Source organism: Pedobacter sp. (assembly GCF_041645105.1).
GTDB lineage: Bacteria > Bacteroidota > Bacteroidia > Sphingobacteriales > Sphingobacteriaceae > Pedobacter.
The window spans coordinates 1,398,190-1,417,931 of the sequence record NZ_JBAZQQ010000001.1 but is presented as its reverse complement, the minus strand read 5'-3'; the positions used below and the strand labels follow the sequence as shown (position 1 = coordinate 1,417,931).

General features: G+C 38.8%; 14 protein-coding genes. 3 read left to right on the top strand and 11 right to left on the bottom strand.

Annotation, left to right across the window (positions count from 1 at the left end; translation table 11 throughout):
- The first annotated feature begins 760 nt into the window (after positions 1-760).
- Complete coding sequence (locus WC623_RS06040) at positions 761-1,915, top strand: hypothetical protein (protein WP_372848958.1); 1,155 nt, start codon at positions 761-763, stop codon at positions 1,913-1,915.
- 9 nt (positions 1,916-1,924) lie between these two features.
- Here the strand turns inward: WC623_RS06040 and WC623_RS06035 are convergent, their stop codons facing one another.
- From WC623_RS06035 to WC623_RS05985, 11 genes are all read right to left on the bottom strand, one after another.
- The gene (locus WC623_RS06035; protein ID WP_372848956.1) at positions 1,925-3,433 is read right to left on the bottom strand and encodes a DUF4434 domain-containing protein; all 1,509 of its coding nucleotides are present in this window, start codon (positions 3,431-3,433) and stop codon (positions 1,925-1,927) included.
- Positions 3,434-3,540: 107 nt separating this feature from the next.
- Positions 3,541-4,695, bottom strand: coding sequence for a DUF4855 domain-containing protein (locus tag WC623_RS06030; RefSeq protein WP_372848954.1), 1,155 nt, complete (start codon positions 4,693-4,695; stop codon positions 3,541-3,543).
- A 46-nt stretch (positions 4,696-4,741) separates the two neighbouring features.
- Positions 4,742-5,878 (bottom strand): DUF4855 domain-containing protein, encoded by a 1,137-nt coding sequence (locus WC623_RS06025; RefSeq protein WP_372848952.1) that lies wholly within the window; start codon positions 5,876-5,878, stop codon positions 4,742-4,744.
- Between the two features lie 40 nt (positions 5,879-5,918).
- On the bottom strand, positions 5,919-7,637 hold the full coding sequence (locus WC623_RS06020) for a DUF5018 domain-containing protein (RefSeq protein ID WP_372848950.1): 1,719 nt from the start codon (positions 7,635-7,637) through the stop codon (positions 5,919-5,921).
- A 32-nt stretch (positions 7,638-7,669) separates the two neighbouring features.
- Positions 7,670-9,304, bottom strand: a complete 1,635-nt coding sequence (locus WC623_RS06015) for a RagB/SusD family nutrient uptake outer membrane protein (protein WP_372848948.1) — start codon at positions 9,302-9,304, stop codon at positions 7,670-7,672.
- 10 nt (positions 9,305-9,314) lie between these two features.
- Positions 9,315-12,767 carry a TonB-dependent receptor gene (locus WC623_RS06010; protein WP_372848946.1) on the bottom strand — a complete coding sequence of 1,151 codons (3,453 nt, stop codon included), beginning with the start codon at positions 12,765-12,767 and terminating at the stop codon, positions 9,315-9,317.
- A gap of 168 nt (positions 12,768-12,935) precedes the next feature.
- Positions 12,936-14,138, bottom strand: a complete 1,203-nt coding sequence (locus tag WC623_RS06005) for a FecR family protein (protein WP_372848944.1) — start codon at positions 14,136-14,138, stop codon at positions 12,936-12,938.
- 129 nt (positions 14,139-14,267) lie between these two features.
- A complete protein-coding gene (locus WC623_RS06000; protein WP_372848942.1) occupies positions 14,268-14,864 on the bottom strand; it encodes an RNA polymerase sigma factor in 597 nt (198 codons plus the stop codon).
- 275 nt (positions 14,865-15,139) lie between these two features.
- Positions 15,140-15,706: a hypothetical protein gene (locus WC623_RS05995; protein WP_372848940.1), complete on the bottom strand. Its 567-nt coding sequence runs from the start codon at positions 15,704-15,706 to the stop codon at positions 15,140-15,142.
- 332 nt (positions 15,707-16,038) lie between these two features.
- Positions 16,039-17,232 (bottom strand): hypothetical protein, encoded by a 1,194-nt coding sequence (locus WC623_RS05990; protein ID WP_372848938.1) that lies wholly within the window; start codon positions 17,230-17,232, stop codon positions 16,039-16,041.
- 182 nt (positions 17,233-17,414) lie between these two features.
- Entirely contained in the window at positions 17,415-17,762 is a 348-nt protein-coding gene (locus WC623_RS05985) for a hypothetical protein (RefSeq protein ID WP_372848936.1), read from the bottom strand.
- Positions 17,763-18,010: 248 nt separating this feature from the next.
- Between WC623_RS05985 and WC623_RS05980 the strand changes: the two genes are divergently transcribed.
- Positions 18,011-18,592, top strand: a complete 582-nt coding sequence (locus WC623_RS05980) for a YdeI family protein (protein ID WP_372848934.1) — start codon at positions 18,011-18,013, stop codon at positions 18,590-18,592.
- 82 nt (positions 18,593-18,674) lie between these two features.
- Positions 18,675-19,721: a DUF4434 domain-containing protein gene (locus tag WC623_RS05975; RefSeq protein ID WP_372848932.1), complete on the top strand. Its 1,047-nt coding sequence runs from the start codon at positions 18,675-18,677 to the stop codon at positions 19,719-19,721.
- Positions 19,722-19,742 lie beyond the last annotated feature (21 nt).

Sequence of the window (19,742 nt, the reverse complement as noted above, 5' to 3'; positions counted from 1 at the left end):
TGTAAACTACCAATTCTATCAGCTTTTCTTTAAATTCTTCTGGGAACTCAAACCTTGATAATGACTGTTCTTCCATATTGCTTTACGTTTTTCCAAAAAACTGTATAGCTATAGACGGATAAGACCATATACCTAACAGATACCTGGTGATAGTTAGATAAAAGTATTTTTTGGTAAAAAAAGTGAATAGTTGATTCATAATCGGCTACAATGTTTTTATTCAGACCTCCCTTTAAAAATACCAGATTTCTCTCTAATATATGAAATTAGTATCTTCATCATATACCACACTTATTAGATTAAAGATGATAAAAATCGTTAAAAATAAGCTAGCGTCGAATCTTATACTTCTTGCTCTTCTGATTAATATTATAAATAAAATTGTGCACTCTAGTAAGTTCAATGTGCCATTTTTTATCAACTGTGCGATTTACACCTCTGTATACTTAATAATAGCAATCCTGTTTAGAATAAATAAACTATGGGCAATTTACCCATGTTTAATACTCACACTTTTTATGTCTTATCAAATTATCTACTTTATAAAGATTATATACTTTGCACCAATATTTGTAATTGTTTATGTTTTACAGATGTTAATCCAAATATTTAGCATGTGGATAATGTATAGTGGGGATAAAAAACTATTTAAAATTGTTAAACATAGCCGCTAATATTCAAGGTATATAGCCTCAAGCAAATAATTATGCTAGCACAAAGAATTTTTCTATTTTCAAAGAAGCTCTAACAATTTATATTAATGAAAAAAAACAAATGGTTTGCAGGCAAAATAAGTTTTGCATTAATCCTTTTTGTGCTTTGTGTAGAAAATACAGCTCTTGCACAATGTCTAAGTCATAGCATCATAGACTGTGTCTATTTAAAAGCAAAATCTTATGAACCTGAAATACGTTCAGCAATTTTGACATCTAAATTTAATACGGGAAAACAAAACTGGGACGAAGAAAAAATTGACTCAATAAGACTTGTGCCAATAATTAAGCTATCTTTTGATGATAGTGATAAAAATTTCGCGGAATATGATTTTCATGAAGATAGTAGTTCTACAATATGTGCTATTCCATATCCTTCAAAAAGAGTATATCTATATGATGTAAAAAGTAAAAAATTAGGCCTAAAGGGGGAATCTGGCAAAGAGATGAATGAGTTAGTCCAGAAATCAATTATCAAATCAAAAAAACCAATCTTTACCTTTTTCTTTAATGTAGATCAATATCAGAATGATGTAGTATGTTTTCCAATTAACAATTGTTCATTCAATTTTGTTACTGTTTCTTCCTCGCAAATATTAAGTATTAAGGAAGTCCTTAAAACAAAATATGGAGCATCTGATACCTATTTTGAATACAGAGAAAAAGAACGGATAAAAGATCATATCGGAAAAGAGGCTAGAAAGCTCTTTGCTGATACAACACTAAAGAACAATTGGCATTTCTATTCAAGCTATTTCCCAAATGACACAATAACCTGTTTATCCCTTTTGGTAAATGATGTAACGAACTCAGTAAAATTAACATTATCAAATAAATCTAGACTTAAAAAGGAGATCCTATCCACCCTATCAAATAAACCACCAGAGTTTTCTTTTATAGCTGATCAAAAAACCCTCACTTATTATAAATATTATGGATTGAAACCAATCATAAATTTCATGGATACCGATATTACCGCTGCACTCGCTTTGGTGCTTAATAAAGAACAAATGAAAACTTATAAAATAGCTGCAGAAATCTCATATATGCAAAATACAATAATTGAAAATTCATTATCTAGAAAGTTCATAAACGATAATACTGCAAAAAAGGATTTTGTAAAAAAGAATATTAAGAGGACAGACTTAGATAGCTTTTCATTTAAGGATGAAGACTATAAAGCCGGATATATAGTTCGCTAATAACCATAGTTACTTGACCATATTGACTAGCAGCTCATCACACATGATCAGCGTATTTTGTTCTCCTTCTGCCTCCACTTTAATGTAACGTGTTTTTTTTGCAATGTTCTCCACAAATGCCATATCTATCCAGCAATCATGTTGGTCATTTTTGGATATTTCAATCGGTACGCTTTTTATCCTTTCATATTTTTTTCCATCCTTTGACAAGTAAAAAGTCACTGTTGACGGCAAAACAACAGCCTCTTTACGGTAATGCAGGAACCGTGCAGCGAGATTTGTTATGGTTGTGTATTCATCTAAATCGATCACTACAGTCATCTTTCCGTTTTTAAAAGTGGTCCACCGCTTATCTTTTGTATCCTCAGTGCCATAAAGGTTGTCGCTTAGACTTCCCTGCTGATGTGTGGTTAATGGAGGGGTTCTCAAATCAACTTTTTTTCTGATAGCATCGTGTTCTGCTGATCCTTTGAAAGTAGCCTCAAGCCATGGCCATCTGCCTTTACCGGCGCGCCAGTCCATGTAATCTATATAAGCCTTCGCGGAACCATAGGGTTGTCCAATAGGCATGTTAGAATCGGGTTTATCATAGATACCATACATCGCAAAACTGACTATTTCCTTTGCACCAGCTTGTGTAGCACCTATTATCTGAGAAAGATAGCGGGGGAAAGCAGCAGGAATTAATGCTGACTCAATGGAATTTGTGCCCTTTTCCCAAGTGAAAGATTCGACATTTGTCCAAAACTCTATAGCTGTTCCCTGATGTATTTTACCAAGCGTCTCAAGGTGCTGTTTCACTTTTTTAATGGGAAATGGTTCCCTTACACAACCTACCTCATCCTGATAGGCAACAATGTCAACTTTTAACTTGCGGATCTGAGCCGCAAACTTATCGCTGTCTACTTCAGCCATCCAGAGACCATATGGCGAAATCATTACACGTGCCGAAGGTATCAGTCGTTTCCCTTCAGCTGTTAACATATTAGTAAAGTCTACTGCTTGGTCAGAAAGATTGGGAAATAAACCATCTTCTATAGGCAGATACCAACCGTAAAAGGACTTGCTCTTTCCAAATTTGGCAGCAGTTTCCATCATGATACGCTGCTGAAGCAAAGGTACTTCGGTAGTGTTGCGATCATCATACTGATTGATAGCCCATCCACAGCTCATAAACACTTTCAAATCTAAACTATCTGCTGTTCTCATAATAACTTCGATTGGGCTCTCTCGATTGGACGGGTATGCGGGCTCCATGAAATCGGATGGATAATATGACTTTCGTTCGTTTGCCACAGCCATAATAATCAAATATGAGATGCCCATTTCGGAATATTCCTTAATTTTTTGGTTCCAAAAACTGGGGCTAGTGTAATCCACGTGAGCGGGGTTGGTATATTTATTTCTTACATCTTGATAAGCTAAATTAATCCAGGTTCCCTTTACTGTCTTGGTTTGGGCAGTAGCAGATAAAACTGTCAAAATGCTTGTGAATAGGATTAATAATGTTTGTTTCATCTTTATATAATATGATAGATAATTAATCATAATGGCTATTCTTGCTCCAACGATCAGCCGCCGCTGTGGCTTAATATATTTTAATAGCACTGAGCTGACTAGCCTTCCTACAGAGAAGGAAGGCCTAATTTTTGTCTTCGTGTAACAGTTTCACATAGTCGTTTATACATCGGTTTATGGATAGGATTAGTTGAACTCCATAATTTCAGAATCGTATTCTCAGACTGGTAGTAGGTCAATTTTTTTGTGTCAAAAACGTTGTTTTGACCAAACACATCGAAGGTTTGGTTAAACTTTGTGCGATACGGATCAAAATAAAGTATGTTGTCATCAAATTCCACTTCAAGTCCCAGACCATATGTATTTGCGGCATTACAAGCATCTTGTAGCCGGCTTAAGGGTACATTATAGAAAAAGTAATTCGGTTGCAAATATGTCTCTGAAAAGCCCAGTGCTCCAGGATTGGTATAGCCGGGAGATTGCCACCAAGGTATCCAATTGAAGCTAAGGTTATAACCACTCAAGTATGTTCCGACTGACGAAATTGTACTCGCATTGTCTTCTACTGACTCTCCGATCCAGTAGAATCCAGCTAAAGAAAGGTGACGGAAAGCGGCGCTGCTAAATCGGGCACGAACTTCATTAATAAACCATTTGCAGGCTATCGTTTTGTGGCTGGGGTTTTGAAAATTTAACCAGATTCCTTCAGCCATTCCCCAATTATTGGCAACAGAAGTTAAAGGTTCGGGAATCCCGATTACAATTTTTCTTTTGGATGGAGGTTGTCCTGCACTCCACGTAGCATCATCAATAGCTTGGTCTAATTCGTGTAGAGAACGTCCGACTTCAAAATACTTATCGATGAGTGTCGCCCAGTTTGCTTTCTGCGCGGGTTTATTCGGATCGCCATGTCCTAAGGTAAATGAGTAATTCCAGTCATCATTTAGTTCCAAAAATAGAAATCCATCAAACATCCAATCATAGACCTGCTGCTCTGTTTTATAGACCACATAAGGGTGGAAGGAATAAAAATCCCAGTCCTGCCCCTTTTCAGTGCCCCCGCCATAGATCAATACCATGTCTCTAATCTTGTTATTGCTGGTCAGAGTCGTTTGTTCGGCAATTCGGTCGCTTGCCTTCAATTTATCTTTCACCGATGCACGATCATTAATCTCATTTTTCTTGCATGATAACAGGAAGCCAAAACAAAGGCATATTCCGGTAATTAAGGACAATAGAAGTCCCTTTCTGTGTAAATTCATAGTTATACAGATTAAATAGTTAAATAAATGGCCACTCTGGCTAGGTTTAATTTTTTAAATAAGGTGGATTCTCTACTTTTTGTCGTTTAGTCACAATGTCTTTCAACAACTTATACAATTCCTGATCTGCCGTGTTGGTAGATTGATACAATCTTAAAATTGTATTCTCAGATTGATAATAGGCCAATTTCATCGTGTTATAAACATCATTTTTTTCAAACACTTCCAGGTAGTCATATAGCTTCTGTCCGCGTCCTCCTAAAACTTCTTCGCTAAACTCTATTTCCAGATTAATCTTGAATTTTTTAGCCTCATCACAGGCATCCTGTAAACGGGAATAAGGAACATCATAAAAGAAGTAATTAGGCTGCAGATAGACATCCGTAAACTTATAAGGCTTATAGTTATTGTATCCCGGAGATTTCCACCATGGAATCCAGACAAAAGTTAAGGTTTTCTTTTGCACATAATCGCCAATTGCTGCGATCATAGTACCTGTATTTTCTACCTCTTCAGCAATCCAATAAAACCCATCCAGTTCCAGGTGGTTGTATTTCCGCTCCTGAAATTTTTTGGATACCTCATCTACGAACCATTTACAAGCGGTAATCCGGTCTTCGTCTTTCGAAAAATCAAGCATTTTACCATTTACCTCTCCCCAGGCTGTTGCTGTTTTTATCGGTTCTGGAATACCAATGGATATCCTTCTTTTGCGACTTAACGTAGTCCCCTTCTGAATGACACCATCCACACATTGATCCAGCGCACCGATGGACAGATTCTCTGCAAAATATTTATCGATCATCTCCTGCCAGTGCACTTTTAGTGCCGGATCAGGCGCATGGCCTGTGGTAAAGGCATGGCCTTTGCCATCGTTCAACTCCAGAAAAAGGAAGCCGTCAAACATCCAGTCATAAGCGGTATTATTTGCGGCTGCAACATAAGGATAAAATGCATCCTTGTTCCATGTCTGCGCGCGATCCGAACCTCCACCATAAATTAACACCAGGTCACGTATGGATGTGGTTAAGGTAGTTTCTACAGGAAGTTCCGGCTCACCTGTTCCAGGCCCTGGGGTTTCTTTCTCTGTACCATCGTAATCTGGGTACATATAATTCTTATTGCAACTCATTGTCGAAAAGGAAATCAATAAAGTTGTCAAAATTAAAAATGCTTTTTTCATCTATATTTTTATTATGGATTGATAATTAACCTTGTTATTTCTACTCTATAATGTACTCCATCCGGTATTTCCGAACACCTGCATTTCCAGCAGCTTGTGATGAAATTGCCGTTGCAGCGACGTAAATATCTACCTGAAGCCCATCAACCACCACTTGTACATCGCCGGAAGAAAGATCTGTAGTGATGCCCAGGTTTCCAGACTCAAACACCTTCAGATTGACATATCCAGGATCGCCAGGTGCCAATGCCAACTTGCTTTTATTGGTAATTTCAAAAACCATCAACTTGCTTTCGCTATTGCTGCGTAATCCCTGCGTCAGAATGGCAACAAACTCATCACCGTTTACCGTAAATGCATCAAATGCCAGTATTTTGTAGAAATGGTTGGCGGGATTTAAGCGGTAATAAATGCCTGCGGCATCCATCACTTCAAATCGACTGCCTTTGCCGTCTGTTTCAGTTGCACCTTCATTATACCAGGAGAAATAAGTATGCGCATTGGCATCGGCATTGGCGCGTTTCACAGAGGCAATGTCCCAAGTTCCACCGGTTTTTGCTACATCAAACTTGGTGACTACTGGTCTTGTACTAAGCGGCACACCATTGTTAAATTGCCAGGTATAATAATTACCGTTTTGCATCGTGGAGTATACATAAGCTTTACCGGTTTTTACATTGCCTGCCACACTAAATTTGTTGACACCTAAATATGGAGGAATGTACTGAGGTTCATCCCAGGATACCTGATTCAGGATTTGTTCAGGACCGCTATCTGGACTAGCATAACGGTTTAGGATAAATCCTTTTCCGCTATCATTCCAGGTGTTCACCAAAATATTACCACCTTTATCTGCGCCAACATGATAAGAGAAGGTGGTTGGAGGATCAATCTTTTTAACCAATTGACCATTAGTATTACTAAATACATTCAGCTTTCCGTTTGCATCCCAATCGTTAAACTCTGCGATAAAGAAGTTGCTCGCTGTTACAGCCAGACTTTTGATATTGGTACGGGTTAAACCCAATTCTGCCGCTGTTCTAAACCATAGCTCTCTAAACCTGGTTTTTTCAAAACCAACCGGATTGATGGCAATGTAGTGTGTTCTGACGGTTCCCCGGCCATCTTTTACTTTGATTTCAAATGGCTGGCTGAAATCGATCGGTGTATCCGCATTCAGTACAGGAGTTACGGTGCAGGTAGGTTCTAGCTTCAGGGTAGCAAATAGCTTACTGATATCCAAAGGATCCTTCCTGGTATCCGGCACATCAATGTAAATGGTCTCTCCATCTACATACGGTGCGGCTTTTTGAGGTTGATAAAACTTATTCTGTCCCTCTTTCCTTACAGAAAAGTCCAACAGGCCCTTGGTATAATCCATACCCGTTTTTTTAACCTTAAGAATGTAAACCTTCGATTCCCCGTTCGCAGCAGTAACTTTGATTGACATCGGTTGGTTCATATTTTTGATACCCCCCAGGCCTGGATTGATCACCGTGCCTACTGGGAGTGAAGCAATAATTTCCATTGCAGAGAGGTCATTCTCTATAAGTTCTTCTGTGCCGCTTTTATAAATAGGCACTTCAAAAAAAATAGAATCTCCCGCTATTAAGCCTGGAAACAACCGGTCTGTACCTGCAAATTTCAGGTTAATAGCGCTTACCGTATGATTAGAACTGAAGTTTTGGTATTCAGGCTTTTGACATCCTTGAAACAGTAAAAAAACCGGGATCAGGATTTTATATAAGTGTAATCTCATCTTTTCGCTTTTTGAGGTAATCATCAATAGATTTATTGCCATGCTAGATCCTGTCTGCATTCCAGATTGTTTCTCATTTCAAATTCAGGAACAGGAACCGTATAATATCGGTTGGGAAAAACATGATTGGCTTTATCGCAATCGACAATGCTGTAGGTAAAGGCATCTCCGGCGGGAGTGATTTCCACGCCATGCATACGCGTTCCGTTTAGTACCGTCTCTGCTCGCTTCCAGCGCCTCAGGTCCCAATAACGATGCCCTTCAAAAGCAAATTCACACATTTTTTCCTTTTCCAGATCCTTGTAATAATTCAGCAAAGAACTTTTCGGAACAAGTTCAGGCATATCCACACTAGGCCTGCTACGCAATAGATTCAGGTACCTGTAAGCGCTGGTAAAATCATTTTTATGTGCATAGGCTTCTGAAAGAATGGTGAGAACCTCGGCATAACGGATTTCGATCCAAAACTGGTCACCCTTTTCAGACACAAAATCCTTCTGCTTTTCCTCCAGGAATTTTCTGATAAAATACCCAGTAACCGTTCTATTTCTGGAATTTCCATCAAAATACTCAATGTAACTGTCTGTTCCACCTACAAAGGTTTGGATCTGCCTTCCTTTCCAGGATGCTCCATTGTACAAAACTGTCGCGTAAAAACGAGGATCTCTACCCACATATGGATTGAGTTTGTGTTGTTCATTGTTCCAGTCGAAACGCTCCCACTTACCATCCACACTGATATCGAACTGAGAAACCAACTCTTCGGTTGGGCTTGCATAACCACCATAACGTTCCATATCGCCGGTTGGAGAAAAGAACCTATCAAATTCGTTGGTTAAACCTGGTCGCTTGTAATAGGCTGCCAGGATCAGCTCCTTATTATGAGGAATTTTAGACACCTCATCAAACTTGTTCAGTAGCTCGTAGCGGCCACCAGTAGTTGCCAAGGCTTCTACCTGTTTTCCTGCATTTATCGCTTCGTCCCAACGTTCTGCATACAGCGCAGATCTGGCCATCAGGGCATAAGCCGCTCCTTTGGTAATTCGCCCTGTTTGCTCGGCTGCCCACTCTGCAGGCAGAGTGGCAGCTACTGATTTCAGTTCAGAGATTACCCAATCCCAGGATTCGGCGGTAGTTGCACGCTTCTTGTTTTTATCGGAAGGCCCATCTAAAACTTCGTCACTTACACGCATGACGACCCCGCCATGACGAGTTACCAGCTTATGATACACAAAAGCCCGTAAAAACCGGATTTCAGCGACCCGGATTTTTAGTTGATCTGCGTCAATCGCCGAGCCATATTTCTTGGAATTGATGATGAATTCGTTCAGCGTTCTGATCCTTTCATAACTGGCAGACCAGGGACTCAATACCTCTGCCGATGCCGGTGAAAGGTAATTGGGGAACAGGTTCATCCTGTTGTGCTCCGTGTCCATATAAGTCTGAGAATACTTGAGGATGTCTGAAAAACCATCAGTTTGATTTACACTGCCCACCTCTGCATAAAGATATAAGGCCGAGTACAGACTGTTTATATAAAGATCCAGTGTATTAATATTTTTCCATACCACGGTATTGGAATATTTATCCCTGGGTTCAAGATCTAATGCCTTTTTACAGGATGACATGCAGATGGTCAATGCGACTAAATAAAAGATTCTTTTCATCTCGTAATATTTAAAAATTAAGATTTAGTCCTAAACTGAATGTACGTTGCTGCGGATAATATCCGTTGTTAACGCTAGGACTCTCAGGATCAAGATATTTGAATTTGGCCAGTGTAAAAATGTTTGACCCAGCCAGATACAGCCGTAGTTGCTGAATTTTTATCTTGCTTAACATTTCTTTGGGAAAGCTGTATCCCAATGAGATGTTTTTAAGTCGCAGATAAGATCCATTTTCTATCCACCAGGAAGAGTCGAGCGAATTTCCGCCGCTAGGAACAAGTGACAGTCTTGGATAACGGGCATTGGGATGCTCAGGCGTCCAGGAGTCTTCCAGCAGATAGCGCGGAGAATTGTATCCATTCCCATAAAAGGCAGTCGTAAAGATGGTGTTATCTGGAATTCCATGATCATACATTCCGCTCAATAAAATATCATTCCCGGCCGCCCCTTGCCACATCATGGCAAAATCAAAGTTCTTATAGTTAAAGTCGATATTAAATGCATACATCACCGGAGGCAAGCCAGGTCGGGTACCAACGGCCATGTCATCCTGCCGGGTTAGTTTTCCATCCCCATTCAGGTCCTTGTACCTAATATCTCCCAGTCGTTTATAACCACCACCTGGAGGAGCAGGAGAATTCAATAGTTCTTGCTCCGACTGATACAATCCATCAGCAACATATACCATCCGCTGTCCAATAGACCTACCGATCATACTTTGCCATGGATGGATATTTTCCGTCTGGATCATAGAAAGGATTCGGTTCTTGGAGTAACTCATGTTACCGGAAATGCGGTAGTTAAAATCATTGATATGGTGCTTGTGGCTGAGCTGGATCTCGAATCCCCGGGCATCTACAGAGCCGCTGTTTTCTATTGCCGGAAAATTCCCACCCAATGAAGAAGGGTAAACATTGCCTGCACTTTGAAGGATGTCGTAAGTATATTTATAAAACCCATCAATTTCGGCACTCAACAATCCTTTCCACATGGATAGCTCCAGGCCAACGTTATAGGTCTTTGTTTTTTCCCAAGTCAGATCTGTACTTGGATAAGACGTTGATGAACGCAGCCCATACAAAGGCAGCAGGTTTTTGCCGAAAGCCGCGACAGGTCCTGAAGTTAAGTTGAAATATTGATCATAAAGGAAAGCATTTACATTGTCCTGGCCAAGGATACCTGCCGATGCCCTTATTTTCAGGCGGTCAACATTTGAAAACTGATCTTTAAAAAAGTTTTCCTCTGATACAACCCAGCCTAAAGACAGAGACGGGAACAATCCCCATCTGGAATGTGGTGGAAATTTATAGGAGGCATCTTGCCTGAAAGATAATTCCATGAGGTATTTATTGGTATAGGCATAGTTTAAACGTCCCACAAAGCCTGCCTGTACGGTTTCATTTGAGCCGCCAGAATTGGGAACCGGAGGAAAAAGCTGTCCAAATGAAAGTTCCGGTATAGCAGTAATGGGATAGCCCCAGCGTGTAGCATACATACTGTTGCTATTGCCTTTTTGATATTCAAACAAAAATAAAGCACCAAGTTGGTGTTCACCTAAGGACTTACTGTACTCCGCAGAAGGGCGCAATACGGTATAATCAAAATTATCTGCCGACTGCATCAAATTGCCGGATGCGATGAAACCATCCGATAAAGATTTGGCGTACACACCCGTTTCTGCCAGATAAGTATAAACGGTATAAGGAGTAGCGAAGGATTTAGCATTGCCATAACGGCGGTCGTAGCTACCAAACAACGACAGATTAAGCCCCTTTATAAAGGAAGGTGTATAGCTGATCCTTCCAGATGTTTCAATGATTGCATTACTACTTTCCTTAAAACCACTAAGCTCTGCAGCAGCAAAAGGATTTAAAGTCATATAAGAAGAGCCTGTAGGCATCCCTTTATAAGTAAAAGGAACAAAGGGGTACATGTAAAGCGCTTGTGAAATGGGACTGAACAGCGCCTGTTTTTCATAAGAAATTGCGCCTGGCATATAAGATTTCTCCATCCTGCCGGACAAATTGAGGGATATCAGCCAGTCTTTATTGGGATTCATATCCACATTAGCCCTTGCATTGTGCCGCTTAAAGCTCATGTCCTTCACAATACCTCCTTGAGCCATCGTTCCAATACTCGTAAAATAGCGGATATTATCCGTGCCACCACTAACAGAAATATTGTGTTGGTTCATCGGGGCCAGTTTGCCCATAAACTCTTTCTGCCAATTGGTATTTTCCAGTCCATCGGACGGATCACCATTGCTCATTTTTTCGATTTGCTGCTCAGAGAACCATTTCTTATTTCCATCCAGCTCATTTGCCCGATTATGCCATTTTGCGTATTCTGTTCCGGTTAGGAAAGCCGGCAACATGGTGTTTTCGGAAATGGTAGTTGAGCCACTGTAAGACAACACCGGCTTATTGCCGCTTTTTCCACGTTTGGTGGTAACCAGAATGACACCATGTGCACCTTTCACCCCATAAACTGCAGAGGCTGCAGCATCTTTAAGTACGGATACGCTCTCAATTTCACTTGGATCTATATGTCCAAAAGAACGTTCGACACCATCTACCAGCATTAGTGGTGAAGAATTGTTAAATGTGCCATAGCCTCTTACTAACATGGTTGCCTCGTCTGCTCCAGGCTGACCGCTCTGCTGTTGAAATACCACACCCGGTAGTCTACCTGTCAGGAGCTGACTGATATTGGGCATTGGAACTTTAGTCAGTTCCTGCGCGGTTACCTGTGCAACAGATCCTGTTACATGAATTTTCTTTTGGCTACCGTAGCCCACAACCACAATTTCGCTGAGTTCGTCAACAGATTTGTTTAATACAACGTCAATTACCTCAGCTGTTCCAATTACTTTTATGGCGGTTTGATAACCCATCATAGAAAACTCCAGGCGATCCGCTGTGCCTGGGGCCAGTATTTTATATATTCCTTGATCATTGGTCATCGTGCTTACTGATGAACCTGGTATCTTAACCGTAGCCCTCTCCAAGGGTTTGCCTATATCCGACAAGACCTTACCAGTGATGCTCCTTTGCTGCTGTATTGGTTTCGTTCCAGGCTTTAAACCCTGGTTGAGTGCATTGGGACTGGCGGCAATAAAAATGGTTTTTTCGCTGATCTCAAACAAAAAGCCCTGGCTCGTCAAAATAGTTGAAAGGAAGCTTGCCAATGGCATGTTATCCGAGTTTACGGTTACTGGTTTGGCATTTTTTATGACCTGAGAATTATAAACAACATGATATCCAGTCTGTTTTTCGATCACAGTAAGTACCTGTGTAAGCGCCATGCCTTTGGCTTGCAAACGAATAGTTTGTGACAGGGATTTTGCACTTAAATGCAAACATCCTACTAATAGCAACATCGAAGTTACTTTCATCATCTTTAATAGTTGACTGCCATGTGCCCTAACGTAACGGCACAATGAGTGGATTAACTTTTTTTTCATTAAATTTGGTTAGTTTGGATAGTTTTCGATCCGTTTATTTGCTTCAACTGAATAATGGTGATATCCGAACGCTTCAGGGAGGTGCTGGTAACACTTCCCTGCTCGTTTATCTTTGGCTGGGTCTATTCTTTTTTCATACTTAGCGTATTAAGGTTAAATACTATGTGGTTAGTTGTTGATGGTTAATTCTCTACCATTAATTTGGTACGGGATCCCGGCATTTTTCAGAAAGTTTAGGACCACACGTAGCGGAACTTTCCTGCTTATTTCACCGGTAAAGGTTTCTTTAGGTATGGCCCCTTTGTAGATGATGTTTAAATCATACCATCGGCTGACCTGGTCGAGCGCATCCTTCAAAGGGGTGTCATTAAAATAGAACAAGCCATCTTTCCAGGCAATATCGCCACTAACATCCACCTGTCTTATCTTGATACTGCCGTTGGTATTGACAGATTGCTGACCTGGCAGCAATTCTTTAAAGTCTGAATCTGTAGATCCAGAAGTACCTTTCTCCTGTCCAACCCGAACAATTCCGTTAACTAAAGTAGTTTTAACATCAGCTTCATCAAGATAAGCCGAGATATTAAATTCAGTACCAAAAACCCGCACAATCTGCCCTTTGCTTTTTACTGCAAACTGTACCTTTGAAGTACCTATTTTACTTTTTGTCACTGAAAAATAGGCCTCACCTTCAAGCTCAACGTTTCTACTATCTCCTTTGAATTGATACGGATATTTTAAAGTAGAAGCTGCATTTAACCAAACCTGCGTCCCATCGGAAAGTGTGACCTGATAGGTTCCTCCTTTTGGAGTCGTTAATGTGACATAACTTGTATTAAGTGACGTTCCTGCGTTTTTCGTATCTTTCTGATCATAAGCAGATTCAGACACAATCGTTTTTCCATTATTGTATTGTATAATGCTATCGTTAATGATAATACCGGTTTCAGCACTATCCAAATCAATACGCTGTCCATTGGAAAGGGTTAAAAAAGCCTTACCCTTTGCCGGATAGATATCTGCTTGAGCAACGTTTCTATCTCGCGGAGACTCAAACTTTTGCAAGGTCATATAAGCAGCAAATCCTAAAGCCAATATAAATATGGCAGCAGCAGCAGATAGCCAACGGAAAGGACGATTTTGTTTTGGTTGCAACTGATCCTTTAATTTCAAACGATTCCGGGTAACAAGATCGTTGAGTTCAGGTACAGAGTATTCATTTGACTGGTCATTTTGCAACTCAACATCTATTAATCGACTTAACTCAGCATTTCTATCTTCCGAAAGGAATTCCTGCAACAGCAGTTTAACTTCTTCAGGAGAAGCTTCGTTATTGATGTATCGATTAAAAATTTTATTTACATCCTCCATTATAATATCGCTCTTTTATATACCAAACGATTGGTAAATGAAAACTCTCGGCTTAGCAAGATTATTTTTTTTATCTTCTGTTAATTTAGACCTGATGGCATAGATTGTTTATTAAAATAACGAAAGCTGTTATTTAAAAATAACTTCAGCTAACAAAAGGAACAGCAGAATAGGGTCTTTATCTGCCATTTCATCGCGCAGAAAGCGCATAGCCTTTGCCATATGATCTTTAACTGTACTGAGGGAAACGCCATATTGAGTCGCCACTTCTTCATAGCTTTTTCCCTCCAGTTTGCAACTGGTAAAGATTTTTAATCGCTGAGGGGGAAGTTTAGCGATAGCGGCACGCAGCACATCATTGGTCTCATTAAAGTTGATGTATTCGCCAATATGGTCATACAATTCAGTGGCCTGACTGATCAGCTGTTGTTCAAGCAATTGATCTCGAGCTGCTTTACGAAAAAAGTCGATAGCGGTGTTCCGTGCAATGTGTAGTAAAAACGGCCTGAACGGTGTATCAAGTTTAAGATTTTCACGCTGTTCCCATACCTTCATGAAAACATCCTGATGGAGTTCTTCTGCTATTTCTGTTATTTTAACTAATTTATTGATTTTATAAGCAACCGAGGCTGCATACTCCTGATACAAGGTATCAAAAGCGACATAATCCCCTAACTTTAAGCGGGATATTAGCTCAATTTCATTGAATGTTTCAGCTGTATGCATTGACCTGACCTTGGTGGAATCCAAAGTTAGAAAATAATTTGGAGATCATACGTTTGATTTTTTTTGCGAGCAAGGCACTGATATTCAAAGGTTATTGAACGAAAAAAGCTCACGTACGTTAAAACATCCATACGTTGCAACATGACGATAAAATTCCTTGATTCATGGGGCTTTATCTCCCCACAATGATTCTACTTACGGGGCATGGGCCGTGTCAGCTCAAACAACTTAACAACAGTCATTATGAAACAAATTGAGATTTTTCACCGTATCGATTAAACTTTGTCTTCTAATTTCAAATCTGAGTCGTAACTAATGATTATATGATCCGCCCCCAATCCCTTCATGAAGATAAAATCTGATAGCCTGTTCCACAATTGCTTAAGACCATTAATATCTTCCACACCGTTTACCTCTAAATAATCTTTATACTCTTCAAAGGTCAAATCATTAATAGGTTTAAAGAAGTCACATGCATAAAAATATTTCCAAAGATCAATAATGAAATTCGGAGTATTGAGATCAAAAGTAATCATTGCTATCGCATCGAATCTTCTCTGGTCGATCTTGAATAAATACTCAAAATCACCTTCTGTTTCAAACCTTCTAAAAATCAGTTGTCTTAGCACATCCAATTCCGAATCTTCAGTCAAGTCTTCCTCTCTTCTAAAAAAGAAATAAACTTTGTCCCCAACTGAAAAAAGCTTATTTATAATGCTTTTGAAATAAATTCTGTCATCACTTTCATTGTATAAGTCAAATTCGCCTATATTTAATATTGAAAGATTTCCATTAGTTGTTTTACTTTTCCCTATCATTTTATTGGTTTTCCAAATGTCCATGGATTTAAACTTCTATGTTGACTAACACCCTGACTGAAAAAATTGGTATGATAATGCAAAATTCTAGTTTTCGATCGTACACCATCAATAGTCTTAATTGTGACTTTGTAATAATCTAACCTGAAAGCCTTCAGCAGAATTTTATATGAAAAGATTGTATTCCCTCAGCTCTTGGAATCAACCTCACAACATACAAAAAAAGAAGCCGTATCATCATCAACGGCTTCTTTTTGTTAGTTCTCTTTCTTATTTTTTGCGAGTTCTTTCTTGATCTCGTTTAATTTGGAGCGGAAAGATCCAAGAGGAATTAAGGCTTGTAAACTCGGCGAAACCTAAAGATGCTTAAAAACAATAATTCTTCTCGCGTATAAATCACTTATAATGATCTCATCATTGCTATTAACCGCAAGCCCTGGTAATGAGCCTGAATAAAATTGTCCTTTGCCTATTTCCTCTCTGATTTCGCCATTTTCATCCGTTTTCATAATAAAGCCATTACACGCAAGATATAGGTAATTCCCTTTAGCTTTTATAGCATAAGCCGATGATCCGGAATTCCAACTTTTCAAGTATTTTCCTGTCTTATCAAAAACACGTACTAGATCATTTCGTGGTGAGGTTACAAAAATTTTATTGTTCAGGAAACAAATCCCATAAGGATAAGGACCATCAACTTGCTCAGTGGTTTTCGTGGCTGCCGTAAATTTTAATAAAAATTCTCCATTCTGGTCAAACTTTTTAACTGCATTATTCTGCCCATCAACGATGTAAATATTATCTTCGTCATCAACCGTAATTTCTTCAATATTCTTAAATTGCGTATCGCCAGTTCCATATGTCCCCCACTCTTTCAGAACATTTTTCTGTTTATCAATGAGTTTCACATAAGAACTGCTTTGTGTACGTGAAACAACCGTGTTTCCATTTTTGAGAAAAGCTATCGCCCTGGCACCACTTCCCAGGAAGAATGTTTCCAGATATTTTCCGTCTTTATCAAATTTCTGAACGCGGTTATTTCCCTCGTCACTTACATAAATATTGTTATTTGCATCAACTTCCACATGCATTGCAAAACTAAATTGGCCAGCGGCTGAACCTTCAGAACCGAAACTAAAATATTTGCTATAATTTTGACCTGACGTATAACCATATTCTACATCACTAAACTTACTGAGTTCTATAGCACTATTGTATACCATTAATTTGTAGAAGACTTTACTCAACGGTGTCTTTATTTCTAAATCGGTAAAACTTGTATCAGCAGTTTCTTTTGTTAGTTTATAGGTCTGGGAGATATCATCAAACTTATATAATCGATAGTTTTTTGCTAACGGTATTGGTGTCCATGTAATGATAATTCTATTTCCATATAGACCTTTAGTAGCCGAAAGATAAACAGGCCTGTCTAATTCTTTAATTTCAGTTTCCGGTTCTGGCTTTATTTCTGTAGGTTGATCCTGTCCTTTTTTACATGATGCTGAGGCGAAAATTGCACATAAGGCAATTAGATAGAGCGTTTTTTTCATATAAAACAAATATAATTAATCTTATAATTATTTCATAATTAATGTATAAACAAAGGTTTAAACAATAAACTTCAACAAGCAGAATTTTTATATGAAAAGATCGTTATTCCCTCAGTTCTTGGAATCAACCTCACAACATACAAAAAAGAAGCCGTATCATCATCATCAACGGCTTCTTTTTGTTAGTTCTCTTTCTTATTTTTTGCGAGTTCTTTCTTGATCTCGTTTAATTTGGCTTTCTGTTCTACACTCAAAATTTGATAATATTTTTTACTTCTCTCAGCTGAAAGGACTTTTATCTTATCCTTTTTATCATCAGCACTTAAACCTTCATCTTTTTTAACTTCATCCATTTTCGGCTGAAATTCTTTCATTAAATCTGCAACTTTAGCCTTTTGATCGGCGGTTGCTCCTATTTCATCCAAAAGCTCTACTGAGTAAAAATTTACAGAGGTGCGTTTCTTTTCTTGTGCATTTACAGCAAAATTTAATGCCAGTAACATGATTCCGGTTAATAGGATTCTTTTCATAATTTAATATTTAATGATACTATTTGGTTAAAGTTCAGATTGAGTAAACCTGAATTGTGTAAGTACCCTAAACTAAAGAACATATATTTTAAATCCAAATAAAAGGACTACATCAGAGAACAATGTAATTTATCAGTGTCCTGCAAATCGTTCTTCTTTCCGTTAAAAAGAAAATCGATTTTTATCCGTTATTTTATAAGATGTCCGGAAGAGAATATTCCGATTGATATTTTAATCGTAATGGTACAATGAAGAAAAAGGAAGTAGAAACTTTTTCCCCGACAAGTCGAGAAGAATGGAGACAATGGTTAAAAGAAAATCACTGTTCGAGCCAATCTGTTTGGCTTGTTCAGTATAAGCAAAAATCAGCCAGGCCAAGTATAACCTGGAGCGATGCAGTAGACGAAGCCCTTTGCTTTGGCTGGATTGACAGTACAAGAAAAACGATTGACGAGGAGAGCTTTGTCCAATTCTTCAGTAAACGGAAAGCTACCAGCAACTGGTCAAAGATCAACAAAGCAAAAGTTGAGCGGTTAATAGCAGAAGGATTGATGGCGGAAGCAGGTTTTAAAAGTGTTGAAGTAGCAAAGAAAAATGGCTCATGGTCCATTCTTGACGAAGTAGAGGAATTAATCATGCCGAAAGATCTAGGGGAAGCACTCCAATCGTTACCAGGTTCAGCAGAATATTTCAGCAGTTTGAGCAAGTCCGTTAAAAAGATGATACTGCAATGGCTTGTTCTTGCCAAACGGCCAGAAACCAGACAGAAAAGAATTACCGAAATAGCAGAACTTGCAGCCCAAAAACTAAAACCTAAACAGTTTAGATAAATACTCTTTTCCTCTTCAACATTTGTAATAAAAATTCTTAATATTGGCAATACACGCTATGAACATCTAATTGATACTGGTTATGAAAAGAAGGAATTTTTTAAGTTTGATAACTGCCGCCACGGCTTTAACTGTGACTCATAATCAAACTTTATTTGCTCAAATCAGGAATAACAAAAAAAATAAACCCATTACAGGAACATGGTTTGAGTTTCAACATCATAGTGAAATAGAAGGAAAATATTGGAATGATACCCTACAGGCATTTACTGCGAATGACTGGGATAACAAGATTAAAGAGATTGCGTCAAGCGGCATAAAGTATCTGGTACTTTTAGATGTTGCCATATATGGTAAGAGCTTTTATCCTTCCAAATTACTCCCTCAACATTCTTTAGGCTGCACAGATCCTTTGGAAGCAGCGCTTACTGCTGCAGATAAATATGGACTCAGATTTTTTATCAGCAATGGCTTTTTTGGTGATTGGAGAAATCCTCTGCTACTAATGAAAGATCAGAAAATACATGAACTTCGGGTAAAAGCGATGGAAGAGTTAACGGAAAAATATAGCCATCATAAAAGTTTTTACGGTTGGTATTATCCTAATGAAACCGGTATTTCAGGACATTACGACGATGTGTTCATCAATTATGTAAATGCCTGCACGAAAGAAGCCAAACGTCTTACCCCTAATGGCAAAAATCTTATTGCACCATACGGCACTAAGAACATTAAATTTGACGACAAATATTTGTCTCAACTGGATTCGTTGGACATTGATTTTATTGCTTATCAGGACGAGGTTGGCGTGCAAAAGACAACTCCGGATCAGACAGCTGCTTTCTATCAGAACCTAAACAGATTCCATAAGAAGTCAGGTAAAAGCAAACTCTGGGCAGATGTTGAGATTTTTGAATTTGAAAGCAAAGTCTATAATTCACCATTGTTGCCAGCACCGGCAGAAAGAGTAATCCCGCAACTGGAAGCCGTCTCAGAATATGTCGATAAAATCTTTATTTATCAATATACAGGGATGCTGAATAAACCTGGCACCAATTTATTTACAGGGTTTGATAATGGAAAAAGTTTGTACCAGTCGTTGGTAAAAGAAGGATGGTTGAGAGGCTAAACAATAGCAAGATTAGAATTT

Bases quoted from the DNA above. Each gene is read 5' to 3' on its own strand.
- WC623_RS06005 (WP_372848944.1), bottom strand. From the start codon at position 14,138: ATGGAGGATGTAAATAAAATTTTTAATCGATACATCAATAACGAAGCT.
- WC623_RS05995 (WP_372848940.1), bottom strand. From the start codon at position 15,706: ATGGACATTTGGAAAACCAATAAAATGATAGGGAAAAGTAAAACAACT.
- WC623_RS06030 (WP_372848954.1), bottom strand. From the start codon at position 4,695: ATGAATTTACACAGAAAGGGACTTCTATTGTCCTTAATTACCGGAATA.
- WC623_RS06025 (WP_372848952.1), bottom strand. From the start codon at position 5,878: ATGAAAAAAGCATTTTTAATTTTGACAACTTTATTGATTTCCTTTTCG.
- WC623_RS06040 (WP_372848958.1), top strand. From the start codon at position 761: ATGAAAAAAAACAAATGGTTTGCAGGCAAAATAAGTTTTGCATTAATC.
- WC623_RS05990 (WP_372848938.1), bottom strand. From the start codon at position 17,232: ATGAAAAAAACGCTCTATCTAATTGCCTTATGTGCAATTTTCGCCTCA.
- WC623_RS05985 (WP_372848936.1), bottom strand. From the start codon at position 17,762: ATGAAAAGAATCCTATTAACCGGAATCATGTTACTGGCATTAAATTTT.
- WC623_RS06020 (WP_372848950.1), bottom strand. From the start codon at position 7,637: ATGAGATTACACTTATATAAAATCCTGATCCCGGTTTTTTTACTGTTT.
- WC623_RS05980 (WP_372848934.1), top strand. From the start codon at position 18,011: ATGAAGAAAAAGGAAGTAGAAACTTTTTCCCCGACAAGTCGAGAAGAA.
- WC623_RS05975 (WP_372848932.1), top strand. From the start codon at position 18,675: ATGAAAAGAAGGAATTTTTTAAGTTTGATAACTGCCGCCACGGCTTTA.
- WC623_RS06035 (WP_372848956.1), bottom strand. From the start codon at position 3,433: ATGAAACAAACATTATTAATCCTATTCACAAGCATTTTGACAGTTTTA.
- WC623_RS06000 (WP_372848942.1), bottom strand. From the start codon at position 14,864: ATGCATACAGCTGAAACATTCAATGAAATTGAGCTAATATCCCGCTTA.
- WC623_RS06010 (WP_372848946.1), bottom strand. From the start codon at position 12,767: ATGAAAAAAAAGTTAATCCACTCATTGTGCCGTTACGTTAGGGCACAT.
- WC623_RS06015 (WP_372848948.1), bottom strand. From the start codon at position 9,304: ATGAAAAGAATCTTTTATTTAGTCGCATTGACCATCTGCATGTCATCC.